The sequence below is a fragment of the Mesorhizobium sp. M0678 genome (assembly GCF_040320505.1).
Classification (GTDB): domain Bacteria; phylum Pseudomonadota; class Alphaproteobacteria; order Rhizobiales; family Rhizobiaceae; genus Mesorhizobium.
This window is the reverse complement of sequence record NZ_JAMYPT010000025.1, coordinates 45,733-71,967: the sequence shown is the minus strand read 5'-3', so window position 1 is coordinate 71,967 and position 26,235 is coordinate 45,733. Positions and strand designations below refer to the sequence as shown.

27 protein-coding genes, 1 pseudogene and 1 riboswitch are annotated in these 26,235 nt (G+C 63.1%); of the genes and pseudogenes, 13 read left to right on the top strand and 15 right to left on the bottom strand.

Annotated elements, in window-relative coordinates; translation table 11 throughout:
- Together NKI29_RS28790 and NKI29_RS28785 are read right to left on the bottom strand one after the other, a co-directional pair.
- The coding region (locus NKI29_RS28790; protein ID WP_352798043.1) for an aldo/keto reductase at window positions 1–634 on the bottom strand (634 nt) is incomplete at its 3' end.
- A gap of 10 nt (window positions 635–644) precedes the next feature.
- Window positions 645–800: a YjiS-like domain-containing protein gene (locus NKI29_RS28785; RefSeq protein WP_156937304.1), complete on the bottom strand. Its 156-nt coding sequence runs from the start codon at window positions 798–800 to the stop codon at window positions 645–647.
- 235 nt (window positions 801–1,035) lie between these two features.
- Between NKI29_RS28785 and NKI29_RS28780 the strand changes: the two genes are divergently transcribed.
- Window positions 1,036–1,905 (top strand): LysR family transcriptional regulator, encoded by an 870-nt coding sequence (locus NKI29_RS28780; protein WP_352501394.1) that lies wholly within the window; start codon window positions 1,036–1,038, stop codon window positions 1,903–1,905.
- Between the two features lie 161 nt (window positions 1,906–2,066).
- Here the strand turns inward: NKI29_RS28780 and NKI29_RS28775 are convergent, their stop codons facing one another.
- The 7 genes from NKI29_RS28775 to NKI29_RS28745 all read right to left on the bottom strand — a co-directional run bounded on the left by NKI29_RS28775 (window position 2,067) and on the right by NKI29_RS28745 (window position 7,586).
- Entirely contained in the window at window positions 2,067–2,876 is an 810-nt protein-coding gene (locus tag NKI29_RS28775) for an MBL fold metallo-hydrolase (RefSeq protein WP_023679475.1), read from the bottom strand.
- Window positions 2,877–3,060: 184 nt separating this feature from the next.
- Window positions 3,061–3,252 carry a YdeI/OmpD-associated family protein gene (locus NKI29_RS28770; RefSeq protein ID WP_031212580.1) on the bottom strand — a complete coding sequence of 64 codons (192 nt, stop codon included), beginning with the start codon at window positions 3,250–3,252 and terminating at the stop codon, window positions 3,061–3,063.
- Window positions 3,253–3,322: 70 nt separating this feature from the next.
- Entirely contained in the window at window positions 3,323–4,117 is a 795-nt protein-coding gene (locus NKI29_RS28765; protein WP_352623095.1) for a helix-turn-helix domain-containing protein, read from the bottom strand.
- A gap of 75 nt (window positions 4,118–4,192) precedes the next feature.
- A complete protein-coding gene (locus NKI29_RS28760) occupies window positions 4,193–4,537 on the bottom strand; it encodes a hypothetical protein (protein WP_023679472.1) in 345 nt (114 codons plus the stop codon).
- A gap of 145 nt (window positions 4,538–4,682) precedes the next feature.
- On the bottom strand, window positions 4,683–5,453 hold the full coding sequence (locus tag NKI29_RS28755; protein ID WP_352798042.1) for a type 1 glutamine amidotransferase domain-containing protein: 771 nt from the start codon (window positions 5,451–5,453) through the stop codon (window positions 4,683–4,685).
- Window positions 5,450–6,949, bottom strand: a complete 1,500-nt coding sequence (locus tag NKI29_RS28750; RefSeq protein WP_352637691.1) for an aldehyde dehydrogenase family protein — start codon at window positions 6,947–6,949, stop codon at window positions 5,450–5,452. Before NKI29_RS28750 ends, NKI29_RS28755 begins: the two co-directional genes overlap by 4 nt.
- The gene (locus NKI29_RS28745; RefSeq protein ID WP_352578215.1) at window positions 6,942–7,586 is read right to left on the bottom strand and encodes an NADPH-dependent F420 reductase; all 645 of its coding nucleotides are present in this window, start codon (window positions 7,584–7,586) and stop codon (window positions 6,942–6,944) included. Before NKI29_RS28745 ends, NKI29_RS28750 begins: the two co-directional genes overlap by 8 nt.
- Window positions 7,587–7,967: 381 nt before the next feature.
- Window positions 7,968–8,083, top strand: a riboswitch (guanidine-I (ykkC/yxkD leader).
- Window positions 8,084–8,184: 101 nt separating this feature from the next.
- Between NKI29_RS28745 and NKI29_RS28740 the strand changes: the two genes are divergently transcribed.
- From NKI29_RS28740 to NKI29_RS28710, 7 genes are all read left to right on the top strand, one after another.
- Window positions 8,185–9,249: a putative urea ABC transporter substrate-binding protein gene (locus tag NKI29_RS28740; protein ID WP_023679467.1), complete on the top strand. Its 1,065-nt coding sequence runs from the start codon at window positions 8,185–8,187 to the stop codon at window positions 9,247–9,249.
- A 38-nt stretch (window positions 9,250–9,287) separates the two neighbouring features.
- Window positions 9,288–10,166, top strand: a complete 879-nt coding sequence (locus tag NKI29_RS28735; protein WP_352587526.1) for an ABC transporter permease — start codon at window positions 9,288–9,290, stop codon at window positions 10,164–10,166.
- On the top strand, window positions 10,163–10,972 hold the full coding sequence (locus NKI29_RS28730; RefSeq protein WP_023679465.1) for an ATP-binding cassette domain-containing protein: 810 nt from the start codon (window positions 10,163–10,165) through the stop codon (window positions 10,970–10,972). Before NKI29_RS28735 ends, NKI29_RS28730 begins: the two co-directional genes overlap by 4 nt.
- 10 nt (window positions 10,973–10,982) lie before the next feature.
- On the top strand, window positions 10,983–12,191 hold the full coding sequence (locus NKI29_RS28725) for an agmatinase family protein (RefSeq protein WP_352798039.1): 1,209 nt from the start codon (window positions 10,983–10,985) through the stop codon (window positions 12,189–12,191).
- A 2-nt stretch (window positions 12,192–12,193) separates the two neighbouring features.
- Window positions 12,194–12,733, top strand: coding sequence for a hypothetical protein (locus NKI29_RS28720; RefSeq protein ID WP_352578213.1), 540 nt, complete (start codon window positions 12,194–12,196; stop codon window positions 12,731–12,733).
- Window positions 12,734–12,780: 47 nt separating this feature from the next.
- A complete protein-coding gene (locus tag NKI29_RS28715) occupies window positions 12,781–13,374 on the top strand; it encodes a HupE/UreJ family protein (RefSeq protein ID WP_352647928.1) in 594 nt (197 codons plus the stop codon).
- Window positions 13,375–13,598: 224 nt separating this feature from the next.
- Window positions 13,599–13,835 carry a thiamine pyrophosphate-dependent enzyme gene (locus NKI29_RS28710; RefSeq protein WP_023679460.1) on the top strand — a complete coding sequence of 79 codons (237 nt, stop codon included), beginning with the start codon at window positions 13,599–13,601 and terminating at the stop codon, window positions 13,833–13,835.
- Window positions 13,836–14,248: 413 nt separating this feature from the next.
- Here the strand turns inward: NKI29_RS28710 and msuE are convergent, their stop codons facing one another.
- From msuE to NKI29_RS28680, 6 genes are all read right to left on the bottom strand, one after another.
- Window positions 14,249–14,839, bottom strand: a complete 591-nt coding sequence (msuE, locus tag NKI29_RS28705; protein ID WP_352647926.1) for an FMN reductase — start codon at window positions 14,837–14,839, stop codon at window positions 14,249–14,251.
- 73 nt (window positions 14,840–14,912) lie between these two features.
- Window positions 14,913–15,968 (bottom strand): aldo/keto reductase, encoded by a 1,056-nt coding sequence (locus NKI29_RS28700; RefSeq protein ID WP_352619568.1) that lies wholly within the window; start codon window positions 15,966–15,968, stop codon window positions 14,913–14,915.
- Between the two features lie 20 nt (window positions 15,969–15,988).
- On the bottom strand, window positions 15,989–16,936 hold the full coding sequence (locus NKI29_RS28695; protein ID WP_352756600.1) for an ABC transporter ATP-binding protein: 948 nt from the start codon (window positions 16,934–16,936) through the stop codon (window positions 15,989–15,991).
- A complete protein-coding gene (locus tag NKI29_RS28690) occupies window positions 16,914–17,912 on the bottom strand; it encodes an ABC transporter ATP-binding protein (RefSeq protein ID WP_352756602.1) in 999 nt (332 codons plus the stop codon). The genes NKI29_RS28695 and NKI29_RS28690 overlap by 23 nt, the downstream gene beginning before the upstream one ends.
- A gap of 2 nt (window positions 17,913–17,914) precedes the next feature.
- Window positions 17,915–18,913 carry an ABC transporter permease gene (locus NKI29_RS28685; RefSeq protein ID WP_352798037.1) on the bottom strand — a complete coding sequence of 333 codons (999 nt, stop codon included), beginning with the start codon at window positions 18,911–18,913 and terminating at the stop codon, window positions 17,915–17,917.
- Window positions 18,913–19,899 (bottom strand): ABC transporter permease, encoded by a 987-nt coding sequence (locus tag NKI29_RS28680; protein ID WP_352798033.1) that lies wholly within the window; start codon window positions 19,897–19,899, stop codon window positions 18,913–18,915. The genes NKI29_RS28685 and NKI29_RS28680 overlap by 1 nt, the downstream gene beginning before the upstream one ends.
- A 314-nt stretch (window positions 19,900–20,213) precedes the next feature.
- On the opposite strand from NKI29_RS28680, the gene NKI29_RS28675 reads away from it, so the two are divergent.
- The 5 genes and pseudogenes from NKI29_RS28675 (at window position 20,214) to NKI29_RS28655 (ending at window position 26,206) form a co-directional block, all read left to right on the top strand.
- Complete coding sequence (locus NKI29_RS28675; protein WP_352756605.1) at window positions 20,214–21,824, top strand: ABC transporter substrate-binding protein; 1,611 nt, start codon at window positions 20,214–20,216, stop codon at window positions 21,822–21,824.
- 38 nt (window positions 21,825–21,862) lie between these two features.
- Window positions 21,863–22,654, top strand: a pseudogene (locus tag NKI29_RS28670) (LLM class flavin-dependent oxidoreductase); the annotation flags it as partial.
- Between the two features lie 9 nt (window positions 22,655–22,663).
- The gene (locus tag NKI29_RS28665; protein ID WP_352798030.1) at window positions 22,664–23,701 is read left to right on the top strand and encodes an ABC transporter substrate-binding protein; all 1,038 of its coding nucleotides are present in this window, start codon (window positions 22,664–22,666) and stop codon (window positions 23,699–23,701) included.
- A gap of 16 nt (window positions 23,702–23,717) precedes the next feature.
- The gene (locus NKI29_RS28660) at window positions 23,718–24,938 is read left to right on the top strand and encodes an acyl-CoA dehydrogenase family protein (protein ID WP_352798029.1); all 1,221 of its coding nucleotides are present in this window, start codon (window positions 23,718–23,720) and stop codon (window positions 24,936–24,938) included.
- Between the two features lie 5 nt (window positions 24,939–24,943).
- Window positions 24,944–26,206 carry an FAD-dependent oxidoreductase gene (locus NKI29_RS28655; protein ID WP_352798027.1) on the top strand — a complete coding sequence of 421 codons (1,263 nt, stop codon included), beginning with the start codon at window positions 24,944–24,946 and terminating at the stop codon, window positions 26,204–26,206.
- Window positions 26,207–26,235 lie beyond the last annotated feature (29 nt).

Below are 26,235 nucleotides of genomic sequence, written 5' to 3'. Positions count from 1 at the left end.
GCGGCAGCCGGCTGAACGAGACGAGGTTCTCGCGCGCCGCAACGGCCATCAGCTCGTTCGCCGGGGTAAACACATTGAAGTCGTTCTCTACGGCGACGAACCCCTCGCGCGGCGCGTAGGCGGCAAGCCGTTCGCGGTGATCGGTGCTCCAGCCGAAGCCGCCGATCTTGCCCTCTTGGCGCAACAGGCCGAGCGTATCGAACACCTCGCCGGCGCGCTCGATCGGATACTCGTTGATATGTAGCAGCACGACGTCGATACAATCCCGCTGCAGGCGCTGCCGCGAATTGTCGATCGATGTCCGGATTGCCGCGGCAGAGGCATCCTCGGGTGCGATCTTACGCGTTTCGGGATCGCCGAAATAGCCGACCTTGGTGACGATGACGGCTTCGTCCTTACCCCTCAACGCCCGCCCGAGGATCAGTTCGGCATTGCCGGCGCCGTAGGCGGCAGCCGTGTCGAACACCCGCGCGCCGATCTCATAAGCCATCGCCAGCGCGGCTTGCGACCTGATATCGTCGACCTCGCCATAGATTGTCGCCGTGTCACGCCAACGCGCGGGGCCACCCGCCGCCCAGGTGCCGATGCCGATGCGCGGTACCGAGCGGCCATCCCAAAGCATCATCATCTGCATGCCCGGCTCCTCAACGACGCAAGCTGGCGTGGCGGGCACGCTCGCGGATCTCTTCGCGAGAAATGCCGGCATCCGCCAGTGTGCTGTCCCGGGCCTGCCTCAAGCTCGCAAGCGTCTGGCGATAGGCAATCCAGCGGGCGAAACGGTATCGAAGTTCATCCAACATGATCGTCTCCTTTGGTACGCAGAATGCCTGCGCGCCTGGGTTGGTCGGAAGCGCAAAACCTCTGCGCGAATCGCATGCGCGATCGAAAGGGTTCAGTTCGCTTCTTGGCCAGCCGAGGCGCTTGTCCCTGTCCCGCCGGGCAGGATTGTCCAACGCCTCCAATGCCTGCATACTTGCGCACGATGCCCGCTTTGCGCTACAGCCACGGTCGCAAGGAGTTTTTCATTTCTGCAAAATGGATATCGGCTGGGACGATCTGAGGTTGTTTCTCGACGTTGCGCGGCTGGGTGGCTTGAGCGCAGCGACGGGAACAACGCGCCTCAGCGCAGCCACCCTTGGACGACGCGTCACCGCGCTCGAAAAGCAGATCGGCGAACCTCTATTCGTGCGCCAGCAGACCGGCTACCGGCTGACCCCGGTCGGCGAGGAACTGCTGCGGCGCGCCGAAGACGTCGAGGCGGCAATGCAGTCGCTGACCCGCTGGCGCGAGGGAAACCTGCCCGACCGCATTGTCCGCGTCTCGGCCGGGCCATGGACCTCGGCCTTCGTTTCCGCCCATATCGGCGAGATCTGGACGGTCGATGACGGCATAAGGGTAGAGCTTGTCACCACCACCGACCGGGTCGACATCGGCCGCCGTGCCGCCGACATCGGCATCCGCAGCGAGCGCCCGACCGAGCAGTGGCTGGCCGGCCGTCAGAGCGGCAAGGTCGCCCACGCCATTTATTCCGGACGTCACCTGATCAACGGCATCGCCGCCGGATTGTTCGTCGGCGTCACCGGCGAAGGCGCAAACATTGCCTCGGCGCGCTGGCTGCAAGCCCATCACGGCGACCGCATCGCCGTACGCGGCAACAACACCCATTCGGTGCGCGAACTGGTGGCCGCCGGCGCCGGCCTTTCGGTCTTTCCGTGCTTCGTCGGTGACGGCGATCCGCGGCTGGTTCGCGTTGCTCAGCCTATCCCCGAACTTGAAACCGACCAATGGATCGTCACCCATCACGAGGAACGTCATTCCCCGCCGGTACGGAAAGTCGCCGACCGGATCGCCGCCTTGATGCGGGCGCACCAGCCGCTGTTTCGCGGCGAGACGCCGATCCGGTAAGCCTCAGGCATCGATCGGCCGCCAGTGGATCAAAATCAGATATTTTGGTGGGCCGGACGATGGTAGCGCCGCCGTTGAGGACGCCGGAGTGCGACGCGCTGCTCGTCGAGATCCTTGCCTTGGGCGAAGAGAGCGGTATAAACCGATCAGCACCGGGCCGCCTATCCGGTCACTCGTCCTCCTGCCGGCTCATAGCCGTATGCTTCGCCCTTACGCAGCACGCGGCCGATGCCCGGCCAGCCAAGGTGCGCGCCGGCGATCCACGTCCCCGCCTCGGCCGCGTCACTGAAAACCTTTAGGCGGGTTGCGCGCGCGGTCAGCTGATCGTCGTCATAGCCCCAACTGAACGCGGGATTGCCGAACTGCAAGGCCGGCACATGAACGACGTCCCCGAAGAATAGGAAACGGTCCTCGTCCGAGTCGAACGCGTAGCCGGTATGACCGGCAGCATGACCGGGCAGGGCGACCGCCCTCAATCGCTCACCCACCTGGTCGCCATTCTGGACAGGCTTCAGCAGGGGCCGGAACTGCGCAAGGTGCGCGTAAGCGAAAAAGCTCCCCACAGCCGCCTCGGGAATAGCGATCGCCTTCAAGTTTGGAAAGAGCACTCGGCCGTCGGGGGTCAAAAGTCCGTGCACATGATCCTGATGGGCGTGGGTGAGCGCCAAGACCGTGATCGAAGCCGGGTCGATCTTGGCTTCCGCCATGGCCTGCTCAAGACGCCCCACTGTCGGAGCCCAGCCCCCTCCTCCGCTGTCGATCAGAACGCCGTCAACGCCTGGACCTGCGAGCGCGAAGCAATTGACAGACAGGCGAAGCGCCCCTGCCAACGCAGCTTGCGGCACCGGATTATCCTGCGGGTCCCGCAGAAGGTCCGCCGGCATCTCGATGTAACCGTCCGAGAGCGACCAGACGCGCCACCTCCCTGACGTGCTGCCGAGCACGTTATTGGTTTGCGATGTCACGATCATATGGCCACCTGCCGCAAACGAAAATGGAGGATAGGTTCGATTGTCACTATTGGCTCCCTGCATAATCTGCGCAAAAGCGTGGGGAAACCGATGAAGATCAATGCGGAAAGCACCCGATCTCGATAGGCCACGGATCGGAAGATGATCGTTGACGGATCTGCTAGCTTCGCGGCGATGCCAGCTCTTATTGCATTCCCATGTAGATTCCTCCCTTCGTAAGCTCGTCAATCATCTGATTTATGCGCTTTCGGCGTGTTTCCGGGTGACGGGCGCGCTCGATCCAATGCAAGTAATCATTGCGCTGATAGGGAGGCCGTTGCTCGAAAGCAGTCATCAGATTTGCGGCCTCGAGCTCTGCACGCAAACTGTCGGGCATCTTAGCCAACGGACGTTTCAGCAACTCACATCTCCGCCATTCGAATCCTGATGCTGGAATAGATCACAAGTCAGCCGTCGCGCCTGCGAGACCGCAGCCGGCCTGGCGACAGCCCTTTCAATCGGGTCACGACGCGATTCATATGGGCCTGGTGAGTGAAACCCGCGTGCTGAGCAATCTCGGCCAGCGGCAGATCGCTATTTTCCAAAAGCTCGACCGCGCGATCAACGCGGCGGCGTAAAATGAATTGATGTACCGGCAATTGCGTCGCCTCGCGAAAGGCGGCGGTGAAGGCGCGTCGTGGTATTCCCGCGATTCCGGCAAGATGGTCGATCGACACCCCCTTTTCCAGATCGCCGTCAATCGCAGCGAGGACCCGGTCGAACCGCTGCGAGGTTAGGACCGGAGACTTCTGCTGCCGCTGGCGTGCATGCCCGAGACGGAGCAGGTTCGCGAAAACCAGGCCCAGCGTCCATTCGCGGACGATCGGGTTGGCTGGCGGGTCGCCTTCGAGGCGTCGGCACAACTCGGCCACCAGCGAATCGCGTATCGGTCGATCGGTCAGGATTGCCAGGTCCTCGGGGGTCCCGCCTGCGGATACCAGGAGCCTTGACGCCAGCGCGGAGTCAACGGTGATCATCGTCAGCTCTCGCGGCTCCTCGATCTTGAACCGCGTGGCACGCTCGGGAAGACTGAGCAGCAGGTCGCCGGGGCGGGTGAAGACGCGCCGCAGCCCGCGGCCAAGATCGATCTCTGCATAGGATGAACCGCTGCGAATCACACGCAGCTGAACGACTCCGGCCGGCGCATGGCGATAGTCGCCGGCAGGAAAGAACAACCTCTTTGCACTTGCCGCGGTCACCATCGTTGTACCGGGCGTCCGGACGCAAGTTCCTCCAGGACTTCGATGATCGATCGCCGCATCCTCGATCCTTGATGCCTACACTTTTGCCCGTTTGACTGGTCCACCAGGCGCATCATTTGCCAGGGCAGTCAGTTCACCAATCCGGGGCACAAAGATGTTGTGCAGTGTCTGGGTCATAATGGTCATTTCACGCTGAACTTGCAGTTCCTGTGCGGCGGGAAACAATGTGTCCTGCAAGAAGAGCTCCAGGCCTGCCTTGTCGTCCCATATCTCGATGATGCGATAACCATCGTCTGTGGCATGCGCGATGTGCTGGTAGATGCCGCCAGCGGGCCGTTTCTCCACGCCGATCCGATCGAGGATGCGGCTATAATCTTCGGCCGTCAGGCCGGCAATATCAAGTGTCGTCACTACGGCCATGGTTCATCCTCGCTGCTGATAGTGGTTGTTTGAGGTGGAGTTCTTGGACGGACCCGGATCCTATTGGGCCGATGTCGTTTGGCATCGCCCGCCCTGACGGCGAGTTTGTCTCCCGAACTTCACCGACAGGAGCGGTCTTTGGTCCTCAGCCACCGAGCGCCTCGATGACAAGACGGGCGGTCGCCGCTCCGGAGAAGTTCTGCTGGCCGGTGATCAAATTGTCGTCGCGCACGGCAAAATCGCGCCACAGCCCGGCCTGAACATAATTCGCGCCGAGCGCACGCATCTCATCCTCGATCCGCCATGGCATCAGATGCGTACCGTGTGGCAGCGCGCCCATCTCCCAGACGGCATTGTCGGCGAAGTCTTCCTCGACATTGGCGAAACCCGTAACAGTGCGCCCTTTGGCCAGCAGCTCGCCGGTTGAGAGGCGAGCGTAGCGCAGCAGCGCGACGCCATGACACAAGGCGGCCGCGACCTTGCCGGCCGCGAAAAAGTTGATGAACAGCCGCTGCAACTCAGTTGCGCCTTCGAAGGTGAACATCGGCGCTTGGCCGCCAGCGACGACGATAGCGTCGAACGCGTCGACCGACAGCTCTGCGATGGGCCGGGTCGTCTCCACCAGCGCCGCCAGTTTCGGCGTCGACAGGAAACCGAGCGAGATCAGATCCGTATCCGAATAGCCGGACGGATCGCGCGGGTCGCTCAACGCATCCGCCTCGCATTTGCCGCCCTCAGGCGAGAAGATCGCGACTCCATATCCGCGCTCGGTGAAGGCGAGCCAGGGATGAGTTAACTCGCTCCACCAAAACCCGACCGGCCAGCCTGTGGTGGTTGACACAGCCGGGTTTGAAAGGACCATCGCGACGCGTTTAGGATGCCGCGGGTCGAGTGGGTTGGAATCGCGCACGCTCATCGCGCCATCTCGACTGGTTCGCCAAGATTCGCCCAAATCGTCTTGTATTGGGTGTAGCTTTCCCACGCCTCGCGGCCCTGCTCGCGGCCATAGCCGCTCATCTTGAAACCTCCGAACGGCGCATTAGGATGGTACTTGTGCCAGCAGTTCAGCCAGACCGTGCCTGCCTTGATCCGGTCGGCGAGCCGCAAGGCGCGGCCGAGATCGCTGGTCTGGATGCCCGAGGCGAGCCCGTAGCTCGTATCGTTGGCGATCCGGATCGCGTCCTCCTCGCTGTCGAATGGAATCACCGGCAGGACAGGGCCGAAAATCTCTTCGCGCGATATCCTTAGGTCGTTGGTCGCATCGGCGAAGATGGTCGGCTCGATGAAGAGGCCCTTGCCGTTGACCTGGCGGGTGCCGCCGCCCGCGGCCAGTCGCGCGGTGCGCTTGCCCTCTTCGACATAGCTCAAGACCTTGTCATACTCGCCCCGCGATGCGATCGGCCCGATCATCGTCGCAGGGTCCAGCGGATCGCCGAGCGTCGCCGACTTCGCCATGGCGCTCAGCTTCTCGACGACCTCGTCATAGCAGGCGCGTTCAACCAGCAGGCGCGATCCGGCGACGCAGACTTCGCCCTTGTTCCAGAAGATGCCCCAGAAGGCTGCCTGTATCGCGACATCGATATCGGCATCGGCGAAAACGATATTGGGACTCTTGCCGCCGAGCTCCATGGTCAGGTGTTTCATCGTCCCGGCACCGTTGCGCATGATGCCCTGGCCGACGGTGGTCGACCCGGTAAAGGCGATCTTGCCGACGCGGGCATCGTTGACCAACGCGTCGCCGATGGTGCCGCCCGGGCCGGTGACGAGATTGTAGACGCCTGGCGGCACGCCCGCGTCGAGGATCACTTGCGCCAAGGCGAGGGCCGTCAGGGGCGTGTCGGTCGCAGGCTTGTGAACGACCGTGTTACCCGCCGCGAGTGCCGGCGCGATTTTCGAACAGGACAGCGCGAGGGGAAAATTGAACGGGGTGATCGCAGCGATCACACCGAGCGGCTCGCGCCGCGTCAGGATCCTGATATTTGGTTCGTAGCTGGTACGATAGGCGCCGTCCATCGCGCTCATGGCGAGCCCGCCATGAAAGCGGAACAGTCCTGAGCAGTGCGGCATGATGATATCGCGGAAATCGCGATAGGGCATACCCATATCCATCGCCTCGCGCACCGCGAAATCCTCGGCCCGCTCGTCCATTAGATCGGCGATGCGAAACAGGATCTTGGCGCGCTCCTCATGATGCATCCGCGCCCAGGGTCCTTGCTCGAAAGCCCGCTGCGCGGCCGCGACGGCATCGCTCGTGTCGGTGACGTCCGCCTTCGCAATATCGGTGATCGCCGCCTCCGTGGTCGGATCAAAAGTCGTCGAAGTCTCGCCACTGACGGCATCGCGCCATTGGCCATCGATCAGCAGACGTCCTACTGGAATCGCCTTGCGCCGCGCGGGTAGATAATCAGTCATGAGTCCGTCCGTCCTGTCGAATGAGATTGAAGGAAATTGTCGGCCCCATCCCGCGCCGATAGGCGAGCTGGACCAATAGCAGCATCATCGGCTCGATCAGGCGCGAGGCCGTGAGATCGCCGACATCGACCGGTATTGTCGGCAGATCGGCGAGAAGCCGGCAAACCGCCGCCTTGGCATCTGCGTCATTGCCGGCGACATAGCTCGTCACCGGATCGCCGTTGAGACGCGGATCATCCCTGTCAAGCAATTCGGCAAAGGTCGGAATGCACTTGACGACAAGGGCGCCCCGCGCGCGCCTCTGAACCTCCTCGCCTACAGACGTAGTAGTGCCTAGCAGCATCGTGGAAAGGTCAGGTGCGACTGCATTGGTATTGTCCCAGACGATCTTGCCCGACAAATCGCCAAGCGCGTCCATCGCCAGCTCGAGAGCCGGCCATGGCGTCGCCAGGGCAATTACGTCGGCCCATCTCGCTACTTCGTCAGGGGCACCGAAGCCAACACGGAGGGTTGCCGCGATTGCGCGCAACTTGCCTTCGTCACGACTGAAGCTGAGGCGAATTTCGTGCCCGGCGAGGCCAAGACATTTCGCCAAGGCCTTCCCGAGCGAGCCTGGTCCGATGATCGCAACTTTCACAACTGCCTCCCGACACGCGATCGGGCTTGCCTAGCATCATTGCAGTCGCGCTTATTTCACGAATTGCCCTTGCACGATCGGGCGCACTCGTCACATGGGTCGGCGCCAATTGGCATCCGGATCCGCCGCGCGCTCACGCCCTTCCCGAACGTGTCCCTATTGGGCATGTATGTGTGGGCGACCATAGAGCAGGGTGCGATCAGCGGAGGTCCCCAGGGCACAAGCTTGCTCATATTGGTTGACGCTAGATTTTCCTTGCCTAATCCGTCGGCGTTGCGATGACTTTTGTGGCATCAGCATAACGCGATTGCCTGCAAATCCGGGGAAAGGCCGCCTCAGGACGGCTTTCCGGACTGGCACGCCCCTTGCTTCGTTATTCATGTGCAGAGCGTCTAGGGTTCCGGCCGTGTCGATCACGGTGCTGGTCCAAGAGACGCGACCGCTTGAGATGCATTGAGGCATCTGGCGGAACACGGCGGGCCAAAATCCCGGGAGAACCCTGCACGGGTTTGCTGGCGCGAACCTCTCCCGGATGCGCGCTCCGTGAACCCCCCAACAGACGTTCGGACGCAATCCGGATCGCAAACAGGGGTATGTAATGTTTCGCAAACTGGCCACAATCATCCTAGCCGCATCACTCAGCCTCCCCTTCATCTCAGCCGCGCAAGCGGCGCCCAAGAAAGACTTCAAGATTTGCTGGTCGATCTATGTCGGCTGGATGCCGTGGGGCTATCTTTCCGACAGCGGCATCATGAAGAAGTGGGCCGACAAATACGGCATCAATGTCGAGATCACCCGCATCAACGACTATGTCGAGAGCATCAACCAGTACACGGCCGGCGGCTTTGACGGCTGTTCGATGACCAACATGGATGCGCTTTCGATCCCGGCCGGCGGCGGTGTCGACACGACGGCCTTGATCGTCGGCGATTTCTCCAACGGCAACGACGCGGTCATCCTCAAGAACAAGACCGCGCTCAAGGATATTGCCGGCCAGAAGGTCAATCTCGTCGAGCTCTCCGTCTCACATTACCTACTTGCGCGCGCGCTGGAGACGGTGGAGTTGGCCGAAAAGGACATTACGGTGGTGAACACCTCCGATGCCGACATGGTCGCTGCCTACGGCACCAGCGACGTCACCTCCGTCGTCACCTGGAATCCGCTGGTCTCGGAAATCGCTGCCATGCCGGGCGCCCACAAGGTATTCGATTCGACTGAGATCCCCGGCGAGATCATCGACATGATGGTCGTCAACACCGCGACGCTGAAGGACAATCCGGCCTTGGGCAAGGCGCTTGTCGGTGCATGGTATGAAGCCATGGCGCTGATGACGTCGGGTACGCCCGAAGGCAAGGCGGCCAAGGAAGAGATGGCCAAGGCGTCGGGGACGGATCTTGCCGGTTTCGACGCTCAGCTTGCATCAACGGCGATGTTCTTCGAGCCGGCCAAGGCGGTCGCATTCACCAACGGCGCCGAACTGCCGAAGACCATGGATCTGGTGCGCAACTTCCTGTTCAGCCACGGCATTCTTGGTACCAACGCGCCGAGCGTCGACGTGATCGGCATGAGCTTCCCCGACGGCTCGACGCTGGGCGACGTCAACAACGTCAAGCTGCGCTTCGATCAGGCCTTTATGGCAGAGGCGGCGGGCGGAACGCTCTGACGCGGGAGCGCGACATGCTAGCCAGAGGAACCGGCATCATGCAGGCCGCAGCAGGCCCCGAAGTCGCGCGCCTGCAACTTAGCAGGCCGAAAGCGCGGCTTCGCCTCATCAACGCGACGGTCTCGCGCGGCGGAGCGTTGCTGCTTGGGACGCTGCCGTTTGCCGCCGTGGCGATTGCCTATCTCTTCGCTTCGTCGCAAAGGCTGGCGGTCAATCCCAGCGACAAGCTGCTGCCCTCCCCTGCACAGATGTGGTCGGCCTTTTCAGACCTGGCGACAGTGCCGGACAAGCGCTCCGGCGACCTGATCCTGTGGGCCGACACCTATGCCAGCCTGATCAGGCTGTTCGCCGGAGTCGGCATGGCCACGCTGGTGGCGCTCAGCCTCGGCGTCGCCATAGGTTTCATCCCGCGCGTCAGGGCCTTTCTGCTGCCCTTGGTCACAGTTGTCTGCGTCATCCCGCCACTGGCGCTGCTGCCGATCCTGTTCATTGCGCTCGGCCTCGGCGAAACGGCCAAGATCACCTTGATCGCTCTCGGCGTCGCACCGGTCATGGTGCGCGACATCGCCAACCGGGTGATGGAATTGCCGCCGGAGCTCGTCGCCAAGGCACAGACGCTCGGCGGCAACAGCTGGACCATGGTGCTCAGGCTGGTGCTGCCACAGGTCATGCCGCGCCTCATCACTTGCGTACGGCTGGCGCTTGGGCCGGCCTGGCTGTTCCTGATCGCGGCAGAAGCCATCGCCTCCACCGAGGGGCTCGGCTACCGCATCTTCCTCGTTCGTCGCTACCTATCGATGGACGTCATCCTGCCTTACGTCGCCTGGATCACGCTGCTTGCGGTGATGACCGACTGGCTGCTCGTGCGGCTCTCTCACATCATCTCGCCCTGGGCGCATCCGGTGCGGACCAGATGAGCCGGATCCTCGTCCATGGGCTGGAGAAGAGCTACGGCGACGCCCGCGTGCTGGAACGGGTCAATGTCTCCGCCGAAGCGGGTGAATTCCTGTCGCTGGTTGGCGCCAGCGGTTGTGGAAAATCGACATTCCTGCGCATCCTGCTTGGCCAGGAACAGCAAAGTGGCGGCGTGGTCGTCGTCGGCGACCAGCCGATCGTGCCGGAACCGACGCCGCAGCGCGGCATCGTCTTCCAGCGCTATTCCGTGTTCCCGCATCTGACCGCGCTGCAGAACTTGCTGCTGGTCGAGGACTTCCGTTCGGGCGGACCGTTCGGCCGCGTCTTCGGCGCCAGGCGCAAAAGCGCCAGGCAAGAAGCCGAAACCATGCTGGAACGGGTCGGGCTTGGCCATGCGCGCGATCTCTATCCGGCCACGCTTTCTGGCGGCATGCAGCAGCGGCTGGCGATCGCGCAGACCTTGCTCGGCCGGCCGCAGATCCTGCTTCTCGACGAGCCGTTCGGCGCACTCGATCCCGGTATTCGCATCGAGATGCATGAGCTGCTCACCGAGCTCTGGACCGAGCACGGCATGACCGTGGTCATGGTCACCCACGATATCGGCGAGGCATTCAAGCTCGGCACCCGCGTGCTGGTCTTCGACAAGGTGCGCCACGACCCCCAGTTCCCGTCCGCCTATGGCGCGACGATCACCTACGATCTGAAGCTCGACCGCAAGCACCGGGCTTCCGCACGAGACGTGGCCGAAGTGGCCGCGATGGTCGGGACGACCCGACTGGATAGCGCAATCGCGACGACGGCGTCGTGAAGGAGGTTTCATGCACAGAGATAGTCCAGAACGCCGGCATCGTCGCGCCGGGCTCACCGACCACCAGCCACGCCAACGCTTCCACCATCCGAACTTCGAGATCCGCGACATGCAGGGCTGGAAGTCGATCGAGGCGGAAGGAAAGCTGCCCGAGGATGGCTGGCGCAAGGAACAGAAATGGGCACTCGACATGGGCCTGCCCGGATCGGATTCGATCATCGACAAGTCGATCCCGACATTCGCGCGAGGCGAGTTGCCGCATTTCGCCGGCATCAACACCTTCCTCAAGGCGCCCTATGTCGAGAACGTCCGCGATGTCGGCAGATATGACGCTGCCGTCATGGGCATTCCTTTCGACAGCGGCACCACCTACCGGCCCGGAGCCCGCTTCGGGCCGCAAGGCATGCGCCGCATCTCGGCGCTCTACACGCCTTACAATTACGAGCTCGGTGTCGACCTGCGCGAGCAGATGACGCTTTGCGACGCCGGCGACGTCTTCACCATCCCCGCCAATCTCGAAAAGAGCTTCGACCAGATCACCAAGGGCGTCAGCCATTTCGCCTCTTCCGGGGCGCTGCCGATCATGCTCGGCGGCGACCATGCGATCGGATTTCCGTGCGTGCGCGGTATCGCCGACGTGACCTCCAAGCGCATCGGCATCATCCATTTCGACCGCCACATCGACATTCAGGAAAAGGATCTCGACGAACGTATGCACACGACGCCCTGGTACTGGGCAACCAACTTGCCGAACGTCTCGGCCACCAATCTGGTGCAGCTCGGCATCGGCGGCTGGCAGGTGCCGCGCTACGGCGTCGCCGAGGCGCGGAAGCGCGGCACCAACGTGCTGACGATTTCCGATATCGAACAGATGGGGCTGGAGAAGGCGGCGGAGATCGCGCTCGAGCTCGCATGGAAGGACACCGACGCGGTATACATCTCCTTCGATGTCGACAGCATCGATTGCGGTTTCGTGCCGGGTACGGGCTGGCCGGAGCCCGGTGGCTTCCTGCCGCGCGAGGCACTGAAGCTGCTCGGGCTAGTGTCGGCGCCCGGCATCTGCGGACTGGAAGTGGTCGAGGTGTCGCCGCCCTACGACACGTCAGACATCACGGCGCTGTTTGGCGTGCGGGTTGTCGTCGAGGCGCTGGGCTCGATGGTCGCGCACGGCAATCTCGGCAAACACAAATCCATCATCGACAAGCCGACGAGCTTTTGATCATGCACGATGATCATCACCACCACAGCCATGACCATGGCGACGGTCACCATCACGGGCCGAACGGTCATCATCACCATCCCCACCCCGTCGGCCACAACGGGCCGGCCGGCAAGCCGTTGCAATGGCAGACACCGCATCTACCGCACGACCATGCGCCCGAACCCGCCGACGCGCGGGCGACGGATCTCGATCTCGTCGAGATCGCGTTTCTCGAAGGGTTTTCGCGGGCGCCCGACCCGTCCAGTTTCCTGCGCCTCGCCGGAATTCCCTTCGTCGGCGAAACCGCCGACGGCATGCGGCTGCATCTCCTGCGCGTCGAGACGCAGGACATGGTCGATGTCGGCGCCGTCATGCCGATGATCGGCGGCGCTGGCGTCACCTATCACCCGCTGCCCGCGAAACTGACGTCGCGCCGGCGCCGCCTGGCCTTCGTCTACCATGACGGCAGGGGACAAAGACTCCTCGACTTCGGCGAGGCGCGGCTTCTGGCCGACAGGTCCGGCGCCGCACAATTCACCATGCCAGGGGCCGGACAATGAGCACCGGCCTTGAACCGATCGCACCTCTATCAAACAGGTCAAGAACCATGAACAGAACGCTTTCATTCTTCGGCAGACTCGCCCTGGCAGCCGCCACAACCCTCATCCCCTCATTGGCCTTCGCCCATAGCGGCGGTTTTCATGCCCACGGGTTTGTAGACGGCCTTCAGCACCCGCTGACCGGTATGGACCACCTGCTTGCCATGATGGCTGTAGGCATCATTGCCGCTCGCGCCGGCGGCAAGGGGATCATCATCGTGCCGTCGTGCTTTGTCTCGGCGATGCTCGCTGGCGCCCTGCTCGGTATCGCCGGCATCGGCCTGCCCTCACTGGAAACCGGCATAACGCTATCGCTGGTGGTCTTCGGCGCCATGATGGCGCTTGCCAAGCCGCTTCCGCTCGCTGTGGCCGCCTCGCTGACTGCTCTCTTCGCCCTCTTCCACGGCAATGCCCATGGCCTCGAAATTCCCGAGACGGCCAGCGGCATCGCTTATGCGGTCGGCTTCGTGATCGCTACTTCGGCTCTTCACGCGACCGGCGCGTTAGCCGCCCTAACACTTCGGCGCTGGCCGCGAGCCATCCGCACGGCAGGGGTCGGCACGTCGTTGGTCGGCGTGGCGCTGGCGGCACAGATCATCTGAACCGCAGCCCATTCATCTGCGATGAACAGGAGGCGAAGGCGTGATCAACCGGCTAACCGTTTGGCAGCGCATCCGAAACGTGCTGTACCAGATCCTGAAGACCCGGTCTGAGCGACTCTGATCTCATCCGGAGATTGAGGCTAGCAGCTTGCCGTACGCCGCGCGCGCGTACGGAGCGGTCCGCCGTGGGTCGCGACTAACTTCCTAGGTGCAGCCGGACGGTCTTGCCTGACGTCGCCGGCCTGTTCCCAGCTACGCCAAATGATCGCCGTCGTGAACTCCGCGCCGGCGAGCGTGACTTGGTCGTCACCGCTGCTGGCGGCCTCCCGGGCGAGGTCATGAAGAACTGGCGTGTCAAAGCGCCGAACAAATTCGATCGCGAATTCGGCTTCTCACGCATGGGCTACGAGATCGCCGCAGGGTGGGGTGCGGCGATGGCCGATGTAGCATCCAGACAGTAATTCGAGGTTGATTGCGACGGGACTATGCGCGGATTTCTATTCCGAACACCGTGCCGGCGTCGTTCAAGCACTTGATAAACGATCCTGACACTCCACCGGCGGCTGGCAACACATCTGCGGCCTCCGGAGGCCCACCATAAGTCAATAAAATCAAACGCTATGGACGGCGGTTCGCCAGTTATTACTTGGCTACCCGAACCAAAACACACCGCTAAGTCATTGATAAATAATAACAATGGTGGGCCCGGAGGATGCATCAAAAGCATTGATTTCATTGACTTTTTCGTGGGCCAAAATCAGAAATCTTCCCGTATCGTTCCGTATGGTTCCGTCGCCGATGTCGGCCAAAACACCGAACGTTCTGCTTATTTGGCCGTCCAAGGCATCCGGCACCTGCTCGAACCCGATATCCGTCAGCCCGAAGCCGCCCGGACCGGTTGGCTCTTCGGCTGGCGCGCTGAAAGCAGGGCAACGAATTGATCCACGGCCTGCCCGGCCCGCGCCAGGACCAGCGGATCCACAAGCTTGCCATCGGAAAAATCGCTGTCGCTGCCGTACACGGCGCTTGGCACGGTCAGCGCCGAGTAGAAGCCGAACAGCGGGCGGAGCTGGTGTTCGACCACCAATGCATGGCGCTGGCCACCACCCGTCGCGCCGATCAGGACCGGCCGGTCGACGAGCGCCAGTGGATCGATGAGGTCGAACAGATGCTTGAACAGGCCAGCATAGGAGCCGTTGTAGACCGGCGTCGTGACGATCAGCGCGTCGGCCTGTTCGACCGCGTTTACCACATTCAGCGCCTCCGGCGTCAATTCCCTTCGCGTAAACGCAGCACCCAGACCACGGCCGGCATCGACAAGATCGAGGAAATTTACTGTGACAGACAATCTTTCGCGCAGCGCCTCGCCGAGATGATGCGCCAGCGTCCGCGACTTCGACGGCCTGTGGGTGTTGCCCGAAAGCACGACGATGTTCTGGCGCAGCCGTTCGACGTGGAAATTCATGGGCTCTCTCATCTGTCCAAAGCAATGGGAAACGCGGGCGGGGCCGCCGGCCCCGCCATTTCGTCGGCGACCGTCAGGCGGCGCGCAGAGGCCGTGTCAGCGGGATCGGCGCGGCCGGCTCCGAACGCGGCACGCGGCCTTCGACCGGATGGCTCGGATCATTGAACCCATGCGTTGAGGCATGGCCGGCGGTGACGAGGCGGTCGACAAAGGCCTCGTCCTCGGCGCTCAGCCTGAAGTCCAGCGCCTTCGCATAGCTGTCCCACTGTTCCTCGGTGCGCGGGCCGGCGATCGCCGCCGTGATCAGCCGGTTGTTCAACACCCAGGCCAGCGCGAAATCGGCGGCCGAGATGCCGCGTGACTTTGCGTGCGCCGCGATCTGCCTGGCGATCTCGATCGATTCCGGGCGCCACTCGGTCTCGGCGATGCGCTTGTCGCCACGGCCGGCCCGCGTGTCGGCGGCAGGCGCCTGGTTCGGCTCGTATTTGCCGGTCAGCACGCCGCGCGCCAGCGGGCTGTAGGAGACGACGCCAAGACCGTAATAGGCGGCCGCCGGCAGCTGTTCGGCCTCGGCGGTGCGGTTGACGATGTTATAGAGCGGCTGGCTGGCCACCGGCCGGTCGATGCCGAGTTCATCGGCCAGATGCGCGACTTCGGCGATGCGCCAGCCACGAAAGTTGGAGACGCCGAAATAGCGCAGCTTGCCCTGGCGGATCAGGTCGGCGATCGCCCGCACCGGCTCTTCCAGCGGCGCATCGAAGACGGCGCGGTGGAAGTAGAACAGGTCGATATAGTCTGTTCCCAGGCGCCGCAGGCTGTTCTCGACCGTCTGGATCACCCATTTGCGCGAATGGCCGCCGAGATTAGGCCCCTTGTCATGCGAGTTGACGAACTTGGTCGCCACGACCCAATGATCGCGCGTCGCCTTGATGCCGCGACCGACGACTTCCTCGGACTTGCCGTTGTGGTAGACGTCGGCGGTGTCAATGAAGTTGATGCCTTGCTCGCGCGCCTTGTCGATGATGCGATGCGCGACCGTCTCCTCGGTCGGCCCGCCGAACATCATCGTGCCCAGGCTGAGCGGCGAAACCTTCAGGGCGCTGCGGCCAAGATAGCGGTAATCGGACATTTTTCTGCTCCGTTGAACTTTCAATTGAGGGTTGGTTCGGCGTAGTGGCAGGCGACGTGGTGTCCGGGCGAGATCGCCCGGAATGCCGGCTCCTGCGAACGGCATAGATCCGTCGCCAGCGGGCAGCGCGTGTGAAAGCGGCAACCGTTCGGGATGTTCTGCGGGCTCGGCAGATCGCCATGGATCGGCGCGGCCTGGCGGCGCCGCGACGGGTCCGGCACGGCATCCATCAGCGCGCGCGTGTAGGGATGCTGGGGCGAGGTCCACAGCATCGAATTGTCGGCGCTTTCGACGATGCGGCCGAGATACATGACCAGCACCCGGTCGGCGAAATAGCGGACGACTGATAGATCGTGCGAAATGAAGAGATAGGACAGGCCGAGCTGACGTTTCATGTCGACCAACAGGTTGAGGATCTGCGCCTGGATCGAGAGATCGAGCGCCGACACCGGCTCGTCGCAGACGACCAGTTCCGGATTGAGGATCAGCGCCCGGGCGATGCCGATGCGCTGGCGCTGGCCGCCGGAAAATTCATGCGGGTAGCGGCCAAGCGAATCCCTCGGCAGACCGACACGCTCGATGATGTCCTCGACGATGGTGCGCCGCTCGGCCGTGTTGCCGATGCCATGGACCTTCAGTGGTGCTGTCAGGATGTCGCCGATCGTGTGGCGCGGATTAAGCGATGCGAACGGATCCTGGAAGATCATCTGGATATTACGGCGCGCCGCCTTCAGCCGGCGCGCGTCGAGAACGGTGATGTCGGTGCCGTTGAACTCGATCCTGCCGCTAGTCGGGTCGACGAGCCGCATGATGGTCTTGCCTAGCGTCGATTTTCCGCAACCGCTTTCGCCGACGAGACCAACCGTCTCGCCGCGTCCGACTTCGAGGGATACGCCATCGACGGCGCGCAGCGTGCCGCCCTGGGCGTGGAAATGGGTGGAAAGGTCAGAGACCGAGAGCAGCGCCATGCGCAACCTCCGGAATGAAGCTGTAGGGGCAGGCGACTAGACGATCCTCGCTCACCTCGACGAGGGCGGGTACGAAATGGGCGCAGCTGTCGCGCGCCACCGTGCAGCGCGGGCGGAACGGGCAGCCCTTCTCGCCGGCGGCCGAGACGATGCTGCCGGGAATCTCGGTCAGCCTGGCGTCGCGGTAGTGGAGATTGGTCTTCAGCCTTGGCGAAGCGGCCAATAGGCCGCGCGTATAGGGGTGAAGAGGTGTTCTGAACAGTGCGTCCGGCAGCGCCTGTTCAACCTTGCGGCCGGCATACATGACGACGACCTTGTCGGCCCATTGTGCGACGACACCAAGATCATGGGTGATGAGCACGACTGCCATCGACAGTTCGCGGCGTAGCGTATCGAGCAGGTCGAGCACCTGCGCCTGGATGGTCACGTCGAGCGCCGTCGTCGGTTCGTCGGCAATCAGCAGGCGCGGTCGGCAGGCAACGGCGATGGCAATCATGACGCGCTGGCGCATGCCGCCGGAAAGCTGGTGCGGATAGTCGTCGATACGCCGCTGCGGATCGGGAATGCGAACCAGATTGAGAAGCTCGATGGCACGGTTCCGCGCTGCCTTGCCGCGTATGCCTTCGTGCAGGGTCAGCACCTCGGTGATCTGCCGGCCGATGGTCAGGACCGGATTGAGCGACGTCATCGGCTCCTGGAAGATCATGGCGATCTCGCGTCCGCGCAAGGTCCGCATCGCCTTCTGGTCGAGATCGAGCAGATTCCTGCCGCCGAACTCGATGCTGCCATTAGGGATTTTCGCCGAGCGCGGCAGAAGCTGCATCAGGGCAAGTGCTGTCAGCGATTTGCCCGAGCCTGATTCGCCGACGATCGCCAGCGTCTCGCCCTCACCGACCTCGAAGCTCAGCCGGCTGACCGGCTCGGTGGTCGGGAAGCGAACCGTCAGATTGTCGACCCTGAGCAAAGGAGCCGCCATCTCTATCGCTCTTGCGAGAAGCGCGGGTTGAGCGCGTCGTTGAGGCCGTCACCGATCAGGTTCAGCGCCAGCACGGTAAAGACGATCGCCAGTCCCGGAAGCGCTGTCAGATACCAAGCGGTGCGGATCAATTCCCTGCCCGCTCCGATCATCGAGCCCCAGCTGACGACGTTGGGATCGCCGAGGCCCATGAAGGACAGCGCCGATTCCATCAGGATCGCGGTCGCCACCATCACCGACGAGGTCACGATCAACGGCGGCAGCGCATTGGGCAGAATCTCGCGGAAGATAATGCGGGAATGGCCGTAGCCGAGGCTGCGGGCGGCCACGACGAAATCCTTCTCGCGAATGGCTCGGAATTCGGCGCGGGTCAACCGCGCCACCGTCGGCCAGGTGATGACGGCGATCGCCACCGTCACCACCGGCGCGGTCGGCTGCGCGATCGCCACCATGACGACCAGAAGCACGAAGCTCGGTATGGTCTGAAAGATCTCGATCAGGCGCACCAGCAGGTCGTCGATCCAGCCGCCGAAGTAGCCGGCGGCGGCGCCGACCAGGATGCCGAAGCTGAGGCCGAGCGCGGTCGCCACCAGGCCGACGAACAGCGAAATCCGCGCGCCATGCAGAATGCCGGAAAGCACATCGCGGCCCATGGAGTCCGTGCCCAGCGGGAAGGCTGGGTTCTGGCCCGGCCACAGGAAGGGCCGCGCCACCATCGATAGCGGATCGGCCGGATAGAGGACTGGTGCCAGCAGTGCGGCCAGCACGACCAACGACAGGAACACCACGCCGAACATGGCGTTGGGATTGCTCAGGAAAACCTTCAGCGCACGCCCTCCAGCGGCTATCGGCACCGACGCTGCCGGAGCTGAGCGTGCGTCGGGCGCGTGGAGATTGCTCCAGCTCTTTGCCTCGGGTTCAGGCGGTGCCGCAGGCCCGCGGGCATCGGCATGGAGACGGCGGGAACGGGCATCGCCCGCGGCGAAATCGGTGGAAGCCATCAGCGTACTCCGATGCGGGGATCGAGCCAGGCGTGCAGAAGATCGACGGTCGCGTTGGCGATGATGACCAGCAGCGACGACAACAGAAGGATGCCGAGCAGCACGGTGAAATCGCGGCCCATGACCGCTTCGAAGGCGAGACGCCCGAGGCCGGGCCAGGAATAGACAGTCTCGACAACCACGGCGCCGCCGAGCATGCCGCCAACATGCATGCCGGCCATGGTGGTAATGGGGATCAGCGCGTTGCGAAGGACATGGCGAATGGTGATGATGGCCGGCGGCAGGCCCTTGGCTGCGGCGGTGCGCACGTAGTCCTGCGACTGGACCTCCAGCATCGCCGCTCGTGTCAGCCGCGCATAGATCGCCACGTAGAACAGCGCCAGCGACAGTGCCGGCAGGATCATGTAGCGCGCCCTGTCCCAGAGCCGGGCAAGGCCGGTCAGGTTGCTGCCGATGGTTCCCGAGCCGCCGCTCGGCAGCCAGCCGAGCTTGACCGAAAACAGCACGATCAGCATCAAGCCGATCCAGAAACCCGGGATTGAATAGAACAGCAGCGAAATAACGGAGAGCACACGATCCGGCAGGCGCCCGGCAAACACCGCCATCACCGATCCAAGGGCGAGGCCGAGCACAATGGCGACGGCCAGAGCCACCGCCATCAGCACCAGCGTGCCGGGCAGCCGCTGGCCGATCAGGTCGGCGACTGGCATGCCGTAGCGTGGCGAAAAGCCGAGGCTGAAATGCGCCAGATTGTAGAGATAGTTGAACAGCTGGACGAGAAGCGGATTGTCGAGCCCGAAGCGCTGGCGAAGCGCCGCCATCGTTTCGACAGTGGCCGAGCCAGCCTCGCCGGCCATGACATCGGCGGCATCGCCGGGCGCGAGCTGCAGCAGGAAGAAGTTCAGGATGACGATGCCCAGAACGGTCGGCACCGCCTGGATGGCGGTGCGCCGGAAGGTTCTGCCAATGCGCGTCAGGGTCGACATCGTTTTCGCTATCCCGGCTGTGGCTGACGATGCGGGTTTGCTGTTTCCCGGAAAGTTCCGTGCTTTTTAGTTGACAAGATTTATAGACATTGTCAAACCTGATTTAAGAAATTTTATCCTGCAAATGGTTACGTTGCAGAATAGAATTTTATTTCATGCTACAAAATTAGCTGTTTGAAGTATGAAATCTTAAGCGCGGGAGCGGGTTGGCCAAATCTTTCCGCAAACGGGCCCGCTCTTGGAACAACGGATTTTCAACTCGGTGGCCGACGATCGGCCGATCGGAGCCGGCAGCAAAAAAGGACCAGGGCGCGATGTCTCATTTCCTCATTCCGAACCGCCGCAGGTTCCTCGGCATCTCGGCAGCCGCGCTCGGAGCGACCCTGTTGCCTGCATCGCGTAGCGCCCACGCCGCCGAGCCGAAACAGGGTGGAACGGCGACGCTGGTGCTCTCGGCTGAGCCGCCTGTGCTGACGACTATCGCCCACACGGCATTCAATTCGGTCTACGTCTCGGCAAAGACCACCGAGGGCCTGCTGACCTATGATTTCGATCTCACGCCGCGCCCATCCCTGGCCAGACAATGGTCAGTCAGTGACGATGGGCTGCAATACACCTTCAAGCTGCGCGAAGGCGTGAAGTGGCATGATGGCCAGCCGTTCACCGCCGCCGACGTCGCCTATTCGATCACCACGATCAGAGAGGTTCATCCGCGCGGCCGCAACACCTTCCTCAACCTTGTAGACATCCAGACGCCGGATCCGCTGACGGTAACGCTGGTGCTGTCGAGGCCGGCGCCTTACCTGATCACGGCCCTGGCTGCGGCCGAAACGCCAATCGTGCCGAAGCACCTCTATGACGGCACAAAGGCAGCCGAAAATCCGGTCAACGTCGCTCCGGTCGGCACCGGCCCGTTCGTCTTCAAGGAATGGCTGCGCGGCAGCCACATCGTTTACGAACGCAATCCTGACTACTGGGACGCACCGCGCCCCTATCTCGACCGGTTGATCGTGCGCTTCATCCCGGACGCTTCGGCGCGCGCGCTGGCGCTGGAGACCGGCGAGATCGATCTGGCGCCGGCAACGCCGATTCCGTACAGCGATTTGCAGCGCTTCGAAACGCTGCCGCATATCGGCTTCGAGAAGCAGGGTTATCAGTATTCCAATGGCATCAGCCGGGTCGAGTTCAACCTGGAGAAACCCTATTTCCAGGATGTTCGCGTCCGCCGTGCCTTCGCCCATGTTATCGACCGCAACGTCATCCGCGAGACGATCAACTATGGCTATGGCGCGACCATTCCAGGCCCGATCAACCCCAATCTGAAGAAGTGGTACGTCGCCGACCTGAAGACCTATCCGGTCGACATTGCCACTGCCGAGAAACTGCTCGACGAAGCAGGCTTGCCGCGCGACGCCAACGGTACCCGGCTCAAGCTTGTCCACGACTATGTCCCGAGCGGCGAAACCTACAAGCGCGGCGCCGACTACATCAAGCAGGCATTGGCCGCGGTCGGGATCGAGGTCACCGTGCGCAGCCAGGATTTTGCCACCTACACCAAGCGCATCTACACCGACCGCGATTTCGACTTCACCTTCAACGGCATGAGCAATCTATTCGACCCGACGGTAGGCGTACAGCGGCTCTACTGGTCGAAGAATTTCAAGCCCGGCGTGCCGTTCTCCAACGGTTCGAAATACAGCAATGCCAAGGTCGACGAACTTCTTGAAGCGGCCGCCGTCGAGGTCGACCACGAAAAGCGCTTCGAGCAATGGGCCGCGATCCAGCAGATCCTTGTCGAGGACCTGCCCGACATCGGCATCGTCAGCCAACCGGAAATCACCCTCTACAACAGGCGCATAGCCGGTCACACGGTGGGCGCCGAGGGCAATGCCGGCTCCCTCGCAACCGCCCATATCGTCGCCTGAGCCTGACCCGTGCGCGGTCCTTCGCACGGGTTCCCTTCCTCCACCCGAGAAAGTTCGCCATGACGCTCGCCCACATCTGCGGCGGCCGCTGGGGCATCAACGTCGTCACCGGCCATCGCGCCGTCGAACATGAAATGTTCGGCTGGAACCGTATCGAGCACGACCGCCGCTACGAACTCGCCGCCGAATTCGTCGAGGTGCTGCAGCGGCTGTGGCAGGATGACGAGAATTTCTCTTTCTCCGGAGAATCGAGCTGGAAGCTCAATGGCGGCTTCGTCACGCCCAAGCCGAATTACGGCCGGCCGATCCTGGTCAATGCCACCGGCTCCGACGCCGGCATTTCCTTTGCCGGCCGTTATTCCGACATCGTCTTCGTCACCAGCCCGGCCGGCTCCGATATCGCCAGCGCGCTGGAAGCGCTGCCGGCGCATACGAAGAAGGTGAAGGACGCAGCCCTCGGCGTCGGCCGCACCGTGCGCACGCTGCTCAACCCGCTGGTCATCAGCAGGCCGACCGAGAAGGAAGCCTGGGCGGTCGCCGATGAGATCGTCGCCCATGCCGACAGCCGCACGCCGAAAGGCTTCCAGACCTTCAACAGCGATGCCCAGGCCTGGAAGGGGCGCGAGGGCCGCGACGATCCCTACGCCAAGGTCGGCGGCAACATCTATCTCATCGGCACGCCCGAACAGATCGTCGACCAGTTCGTCAAGCTCAAGGACGCCGGCATTGACGGCCTGCAACTGTCCTTCTTCGATTTCAAGCCTGACCTCGAATTCTTCGGCGAGAACATCCTGCCGCTGATGAAGCAGGCTGGCCTGCGCAACGCCTAAGGAGCAATCATGACCGCGACTGCGATCTCCGAAATCTGGTACACACGCTGCCCGGTGCCGACGCCTGTCGGGCTCGCCGCACAGCTCGGGCTTCTCGACGAGACCTTTCGCAAGGAGGGGATCGAATTGAAGTCGATCATCGATTCGGCCAATCGCGACATCCGCCAGAGCCATTTCAACCACACGCTCGACTGGTCGTTCCGCCACGGCGGCAACGTGCCGCCGATCCGCGCGCGGTCCGAAGGGCGCAAGACGCGTCTCGTCGGCATCACTTGGACCGACGAATTCCAGGCAATTATCGCCCTGCCCGGTTGCGGCATCAGGACAACCCAGGACCTGAAAGGCCGCCGCTTCGGCATCGCCCGGCGCCCCGAAGGCATCGTCGACTTCATGCGGGCGACGGCGCTGAAGGGCCTGGTCTCGGCCCTCTCGCTCGAAGCCCTCAGCCATGGCGACGTCGAGATCGTCGACATAGCGTTGGCCGACAGCGTTCTCGACAGCCAGGAAGGACCGTCGCTGTTCGGCCTCAAGCGCAAGCAGGCCTATGGCGAGGAAGCCGCAGCCCTGATCCGGGGCGAGGTCGACGCCATCTATGTGAAGGGCACGGCCGGCATCAACGTCGCCAATCTGATCGGCGCCATCCAGGTCGCCGAATTCGGCTTCCACCCCGACCCGAACATCCGCATCAATTCCGGTTCGCCGCGGGTGTTGACCGTCGATGACCTGCTGGCCGAGAAACGCCCCGATCTGGTCGCGCGACTGATCGAGACCATCCTGCGCGCCAGCGCCTGGGCCGAGGCGCATCCGGAAGAGACGAGGCGCTTCGTCGCCCGCGAAGCCGGTGCCACCGAGGAGCAGGTGCTGGCCGCCAACGGCCCGGATGTCCACAAACATCTCGGCCTCGGACTGCAGCCTGAGCTGGTCGGCGCGATTTCCCACTACAAGGATTTCCTGCGCGACTGGGGCTTCCTCGCCGGCGACTTCGACGTCGAGGCCTGGGTCGATCGACGACCCTTCGATCTGGTCGATACGCGCGCCGCCGCCTGAGAGGAAAGCCAGCATCATGACCTCCACGATTTCAGGATTTCCGGAACTCCTCGACAGAGTGGCCAGCCTTGCCGACAATCTCGCGCTGACCGCCGCGCATCACGACGCGACCGGGGAATTCCCATTCGCCAATTTCGACCGGCTTCACCAGGCGGCGCTGCTTGGCCTGGTCACGGCGCGCGAACATGGCGGCTTCGGTGGCGGGCTGACGGAAGCACAGGCGGTGATCGCCGAGATTGGCCGTGGCGAGCCGTCGACGGCGCTGGTGCTGGCCATGCACTACAACAGCCAGTATGCGATGCGGAAATCCGGAAAATGGCCGCGCCATCTGGTTCAGCGGATTGTAGAGGCCGGCCGTCTTGGCCCTGCTTTGATCAACGCCGCGCAAGCCGAGCCGCGGATTGGCTCGCCCGCCCATGGCAAGCCGCCCGAAACCATTGCCCGGCGCGACGGCAATGTCTGGCGGATATCCGGCCACAAGAACTACGTCACCGGCATTCCTATTCTGAAATGGGTGAACTTGCTGGCGCTGACCGACGAGCCGCAGCCGCGTCTGGCTTCATTCCTGGTGCCGACCGACGCGCCCGGATTGCGCGTCGAAAAGACATGGAACGCCGCCGGCATGCGGGCGACGGCCAGCGACGACATCATTCTGGATAATGTTGCGGTTCCTGCCGAAGACATCACCGAGGCGCAGCCGGCATCCGAGCCGCTGAGGCGCGAGGAAGGCGCGACGGCGTTCTTCTTTTCGCTGATCGGCGCTGTCTACCACGGTGCCGCCCGTGCTGCCCGTGACCGGCTTGTCTCCTTTGTCAGCACGCACGCGCCGGCAAGTCTTGGTGCGCCGCTGTCGACCGTGCCGCACATCCAGGCAGGGCTCGGTGAGATCGAGGTCAGGCTTGCGAGCAGCACGCGGCTGCTGCGTTCGCTCGCCGAAGATGTCGACGCCGGCCGGCCTGTGGGCACCGACGGCATGACGGTCAGGCATGTCGTCATCGACAATGCCGTTGCCGTCACCTCGCTGGCGCTGGAGCTTGCCGGCAATCCAGGCCTTAACAGAGATTTCCAGCTTGAGCGCCACCACCGTGATGCGCTGACCGCCCGTTCCCACGCACCGCAGAACCACATGATCCGCACGATCGCCGCCAAGGCGACGCTCAGCCGCCATACCGCCCGGCAGCTGGCCGAGACACCGGCTATTGCCGCTGGCAAGCCCAGGCTCGCGGCGGTCGGTTGAGCGCCATGACAACAGAACATGTCGAAGTCGCCATCATCGGCGGAGGCCCCGGCGGCCTGACACTGGCGCAAGGCCTGAAGAAGAACGGCATCAGTGTCGCGGTCTTCGAGAAGGACCGCGCCCGCACCGACTATGTCCAGGGTTTTCGTCTGCGCATCCGCCAGCGCGGCATCGATTCGCTGATCGCCAATTTGCCGCCGGAACTCTACGACGCTTTTGTCGCCACGCTCGGCCAGGCGCCGGATCGCAACATCCTGCTGGACGAGAATTTCAAGATCCTGGGCGAGGATGCCTGGGGCGGCGGCAACGCGCTGGGCGAGGCCGACGACACGCATATCGAAAAATCGGTAAGCCGTATCACGCTGCGCCAGGTGCTGCTCTCTGGCCTCGACGGCATCATGCGCTATGGCAAGGTCTTTTCACGCTACGACGAGCAGCCGGATGGTTCGGTCGTCGCGCATTTCGAGGACGGTTCGGCAATCCATGCCGATGTGCTGGTCGGAGCCGACGGCGCCCGCTCGCGCGTGCGCCAGCAACTGGTGCCGCATGCGCGAAGCTTCGACACCGGCGTCAGGCGCCTGGCCGGCAAGATGACGCTGCATGCCGCAGCCCTTCACCAGATCTCGCCGCTGCTACTCGACTACAATGCCGGCGTCAGGCCAACCGAAGGTCATGGGCTTATGGTCACCAGCCACAGGGTCAATGTCGACGCATTACGAAAGCATGGACTGATCGGGCTGGACGACGCCACCCACAAGGATTTTTCCGGTTTCCATTTCAACAACACCACCAGCTATGTCTGGTGGAACACCGCCTATGAAAAGGACGAACTTGCCACGGACGACGCGCTGGCAAAGCTCTCCGGTTCAGAACTGATTGACCTGCTGATCTCGAAGATCGCCCACTGGCACCCGGAAATCCTCAACCTCATCCGCTACACCGACCCATCGACGGTGGCGCTGCTTCATGTCCACAGCTCCGAACCTGTCGATCCCTGGCCGACGAAACCGGTGACGCTGCTTGGCGATGCCATCCACGCCATGACCTATTTTCGCGCGCTTGGCGGCAACACCGCGATCTACGACGCCGGGCTGCTGGTGCCAGAGCTGGTGGCCGCCAAACGCGGCGACAAGCCGCTTCTCCAGGCGCTGTCGGAGTATGAGGCCAAGATGCTGGAGCACGGCGCCAAAGCCGTGCGGTCTTCGCTGACGGCGATGCAGAAGAACGTGCTGGCGGGCCGTCGCCGCCAATCGGAAGCCGCCGAATAGTGGCTCCGAAAAAATCGCCTGACAGTGCG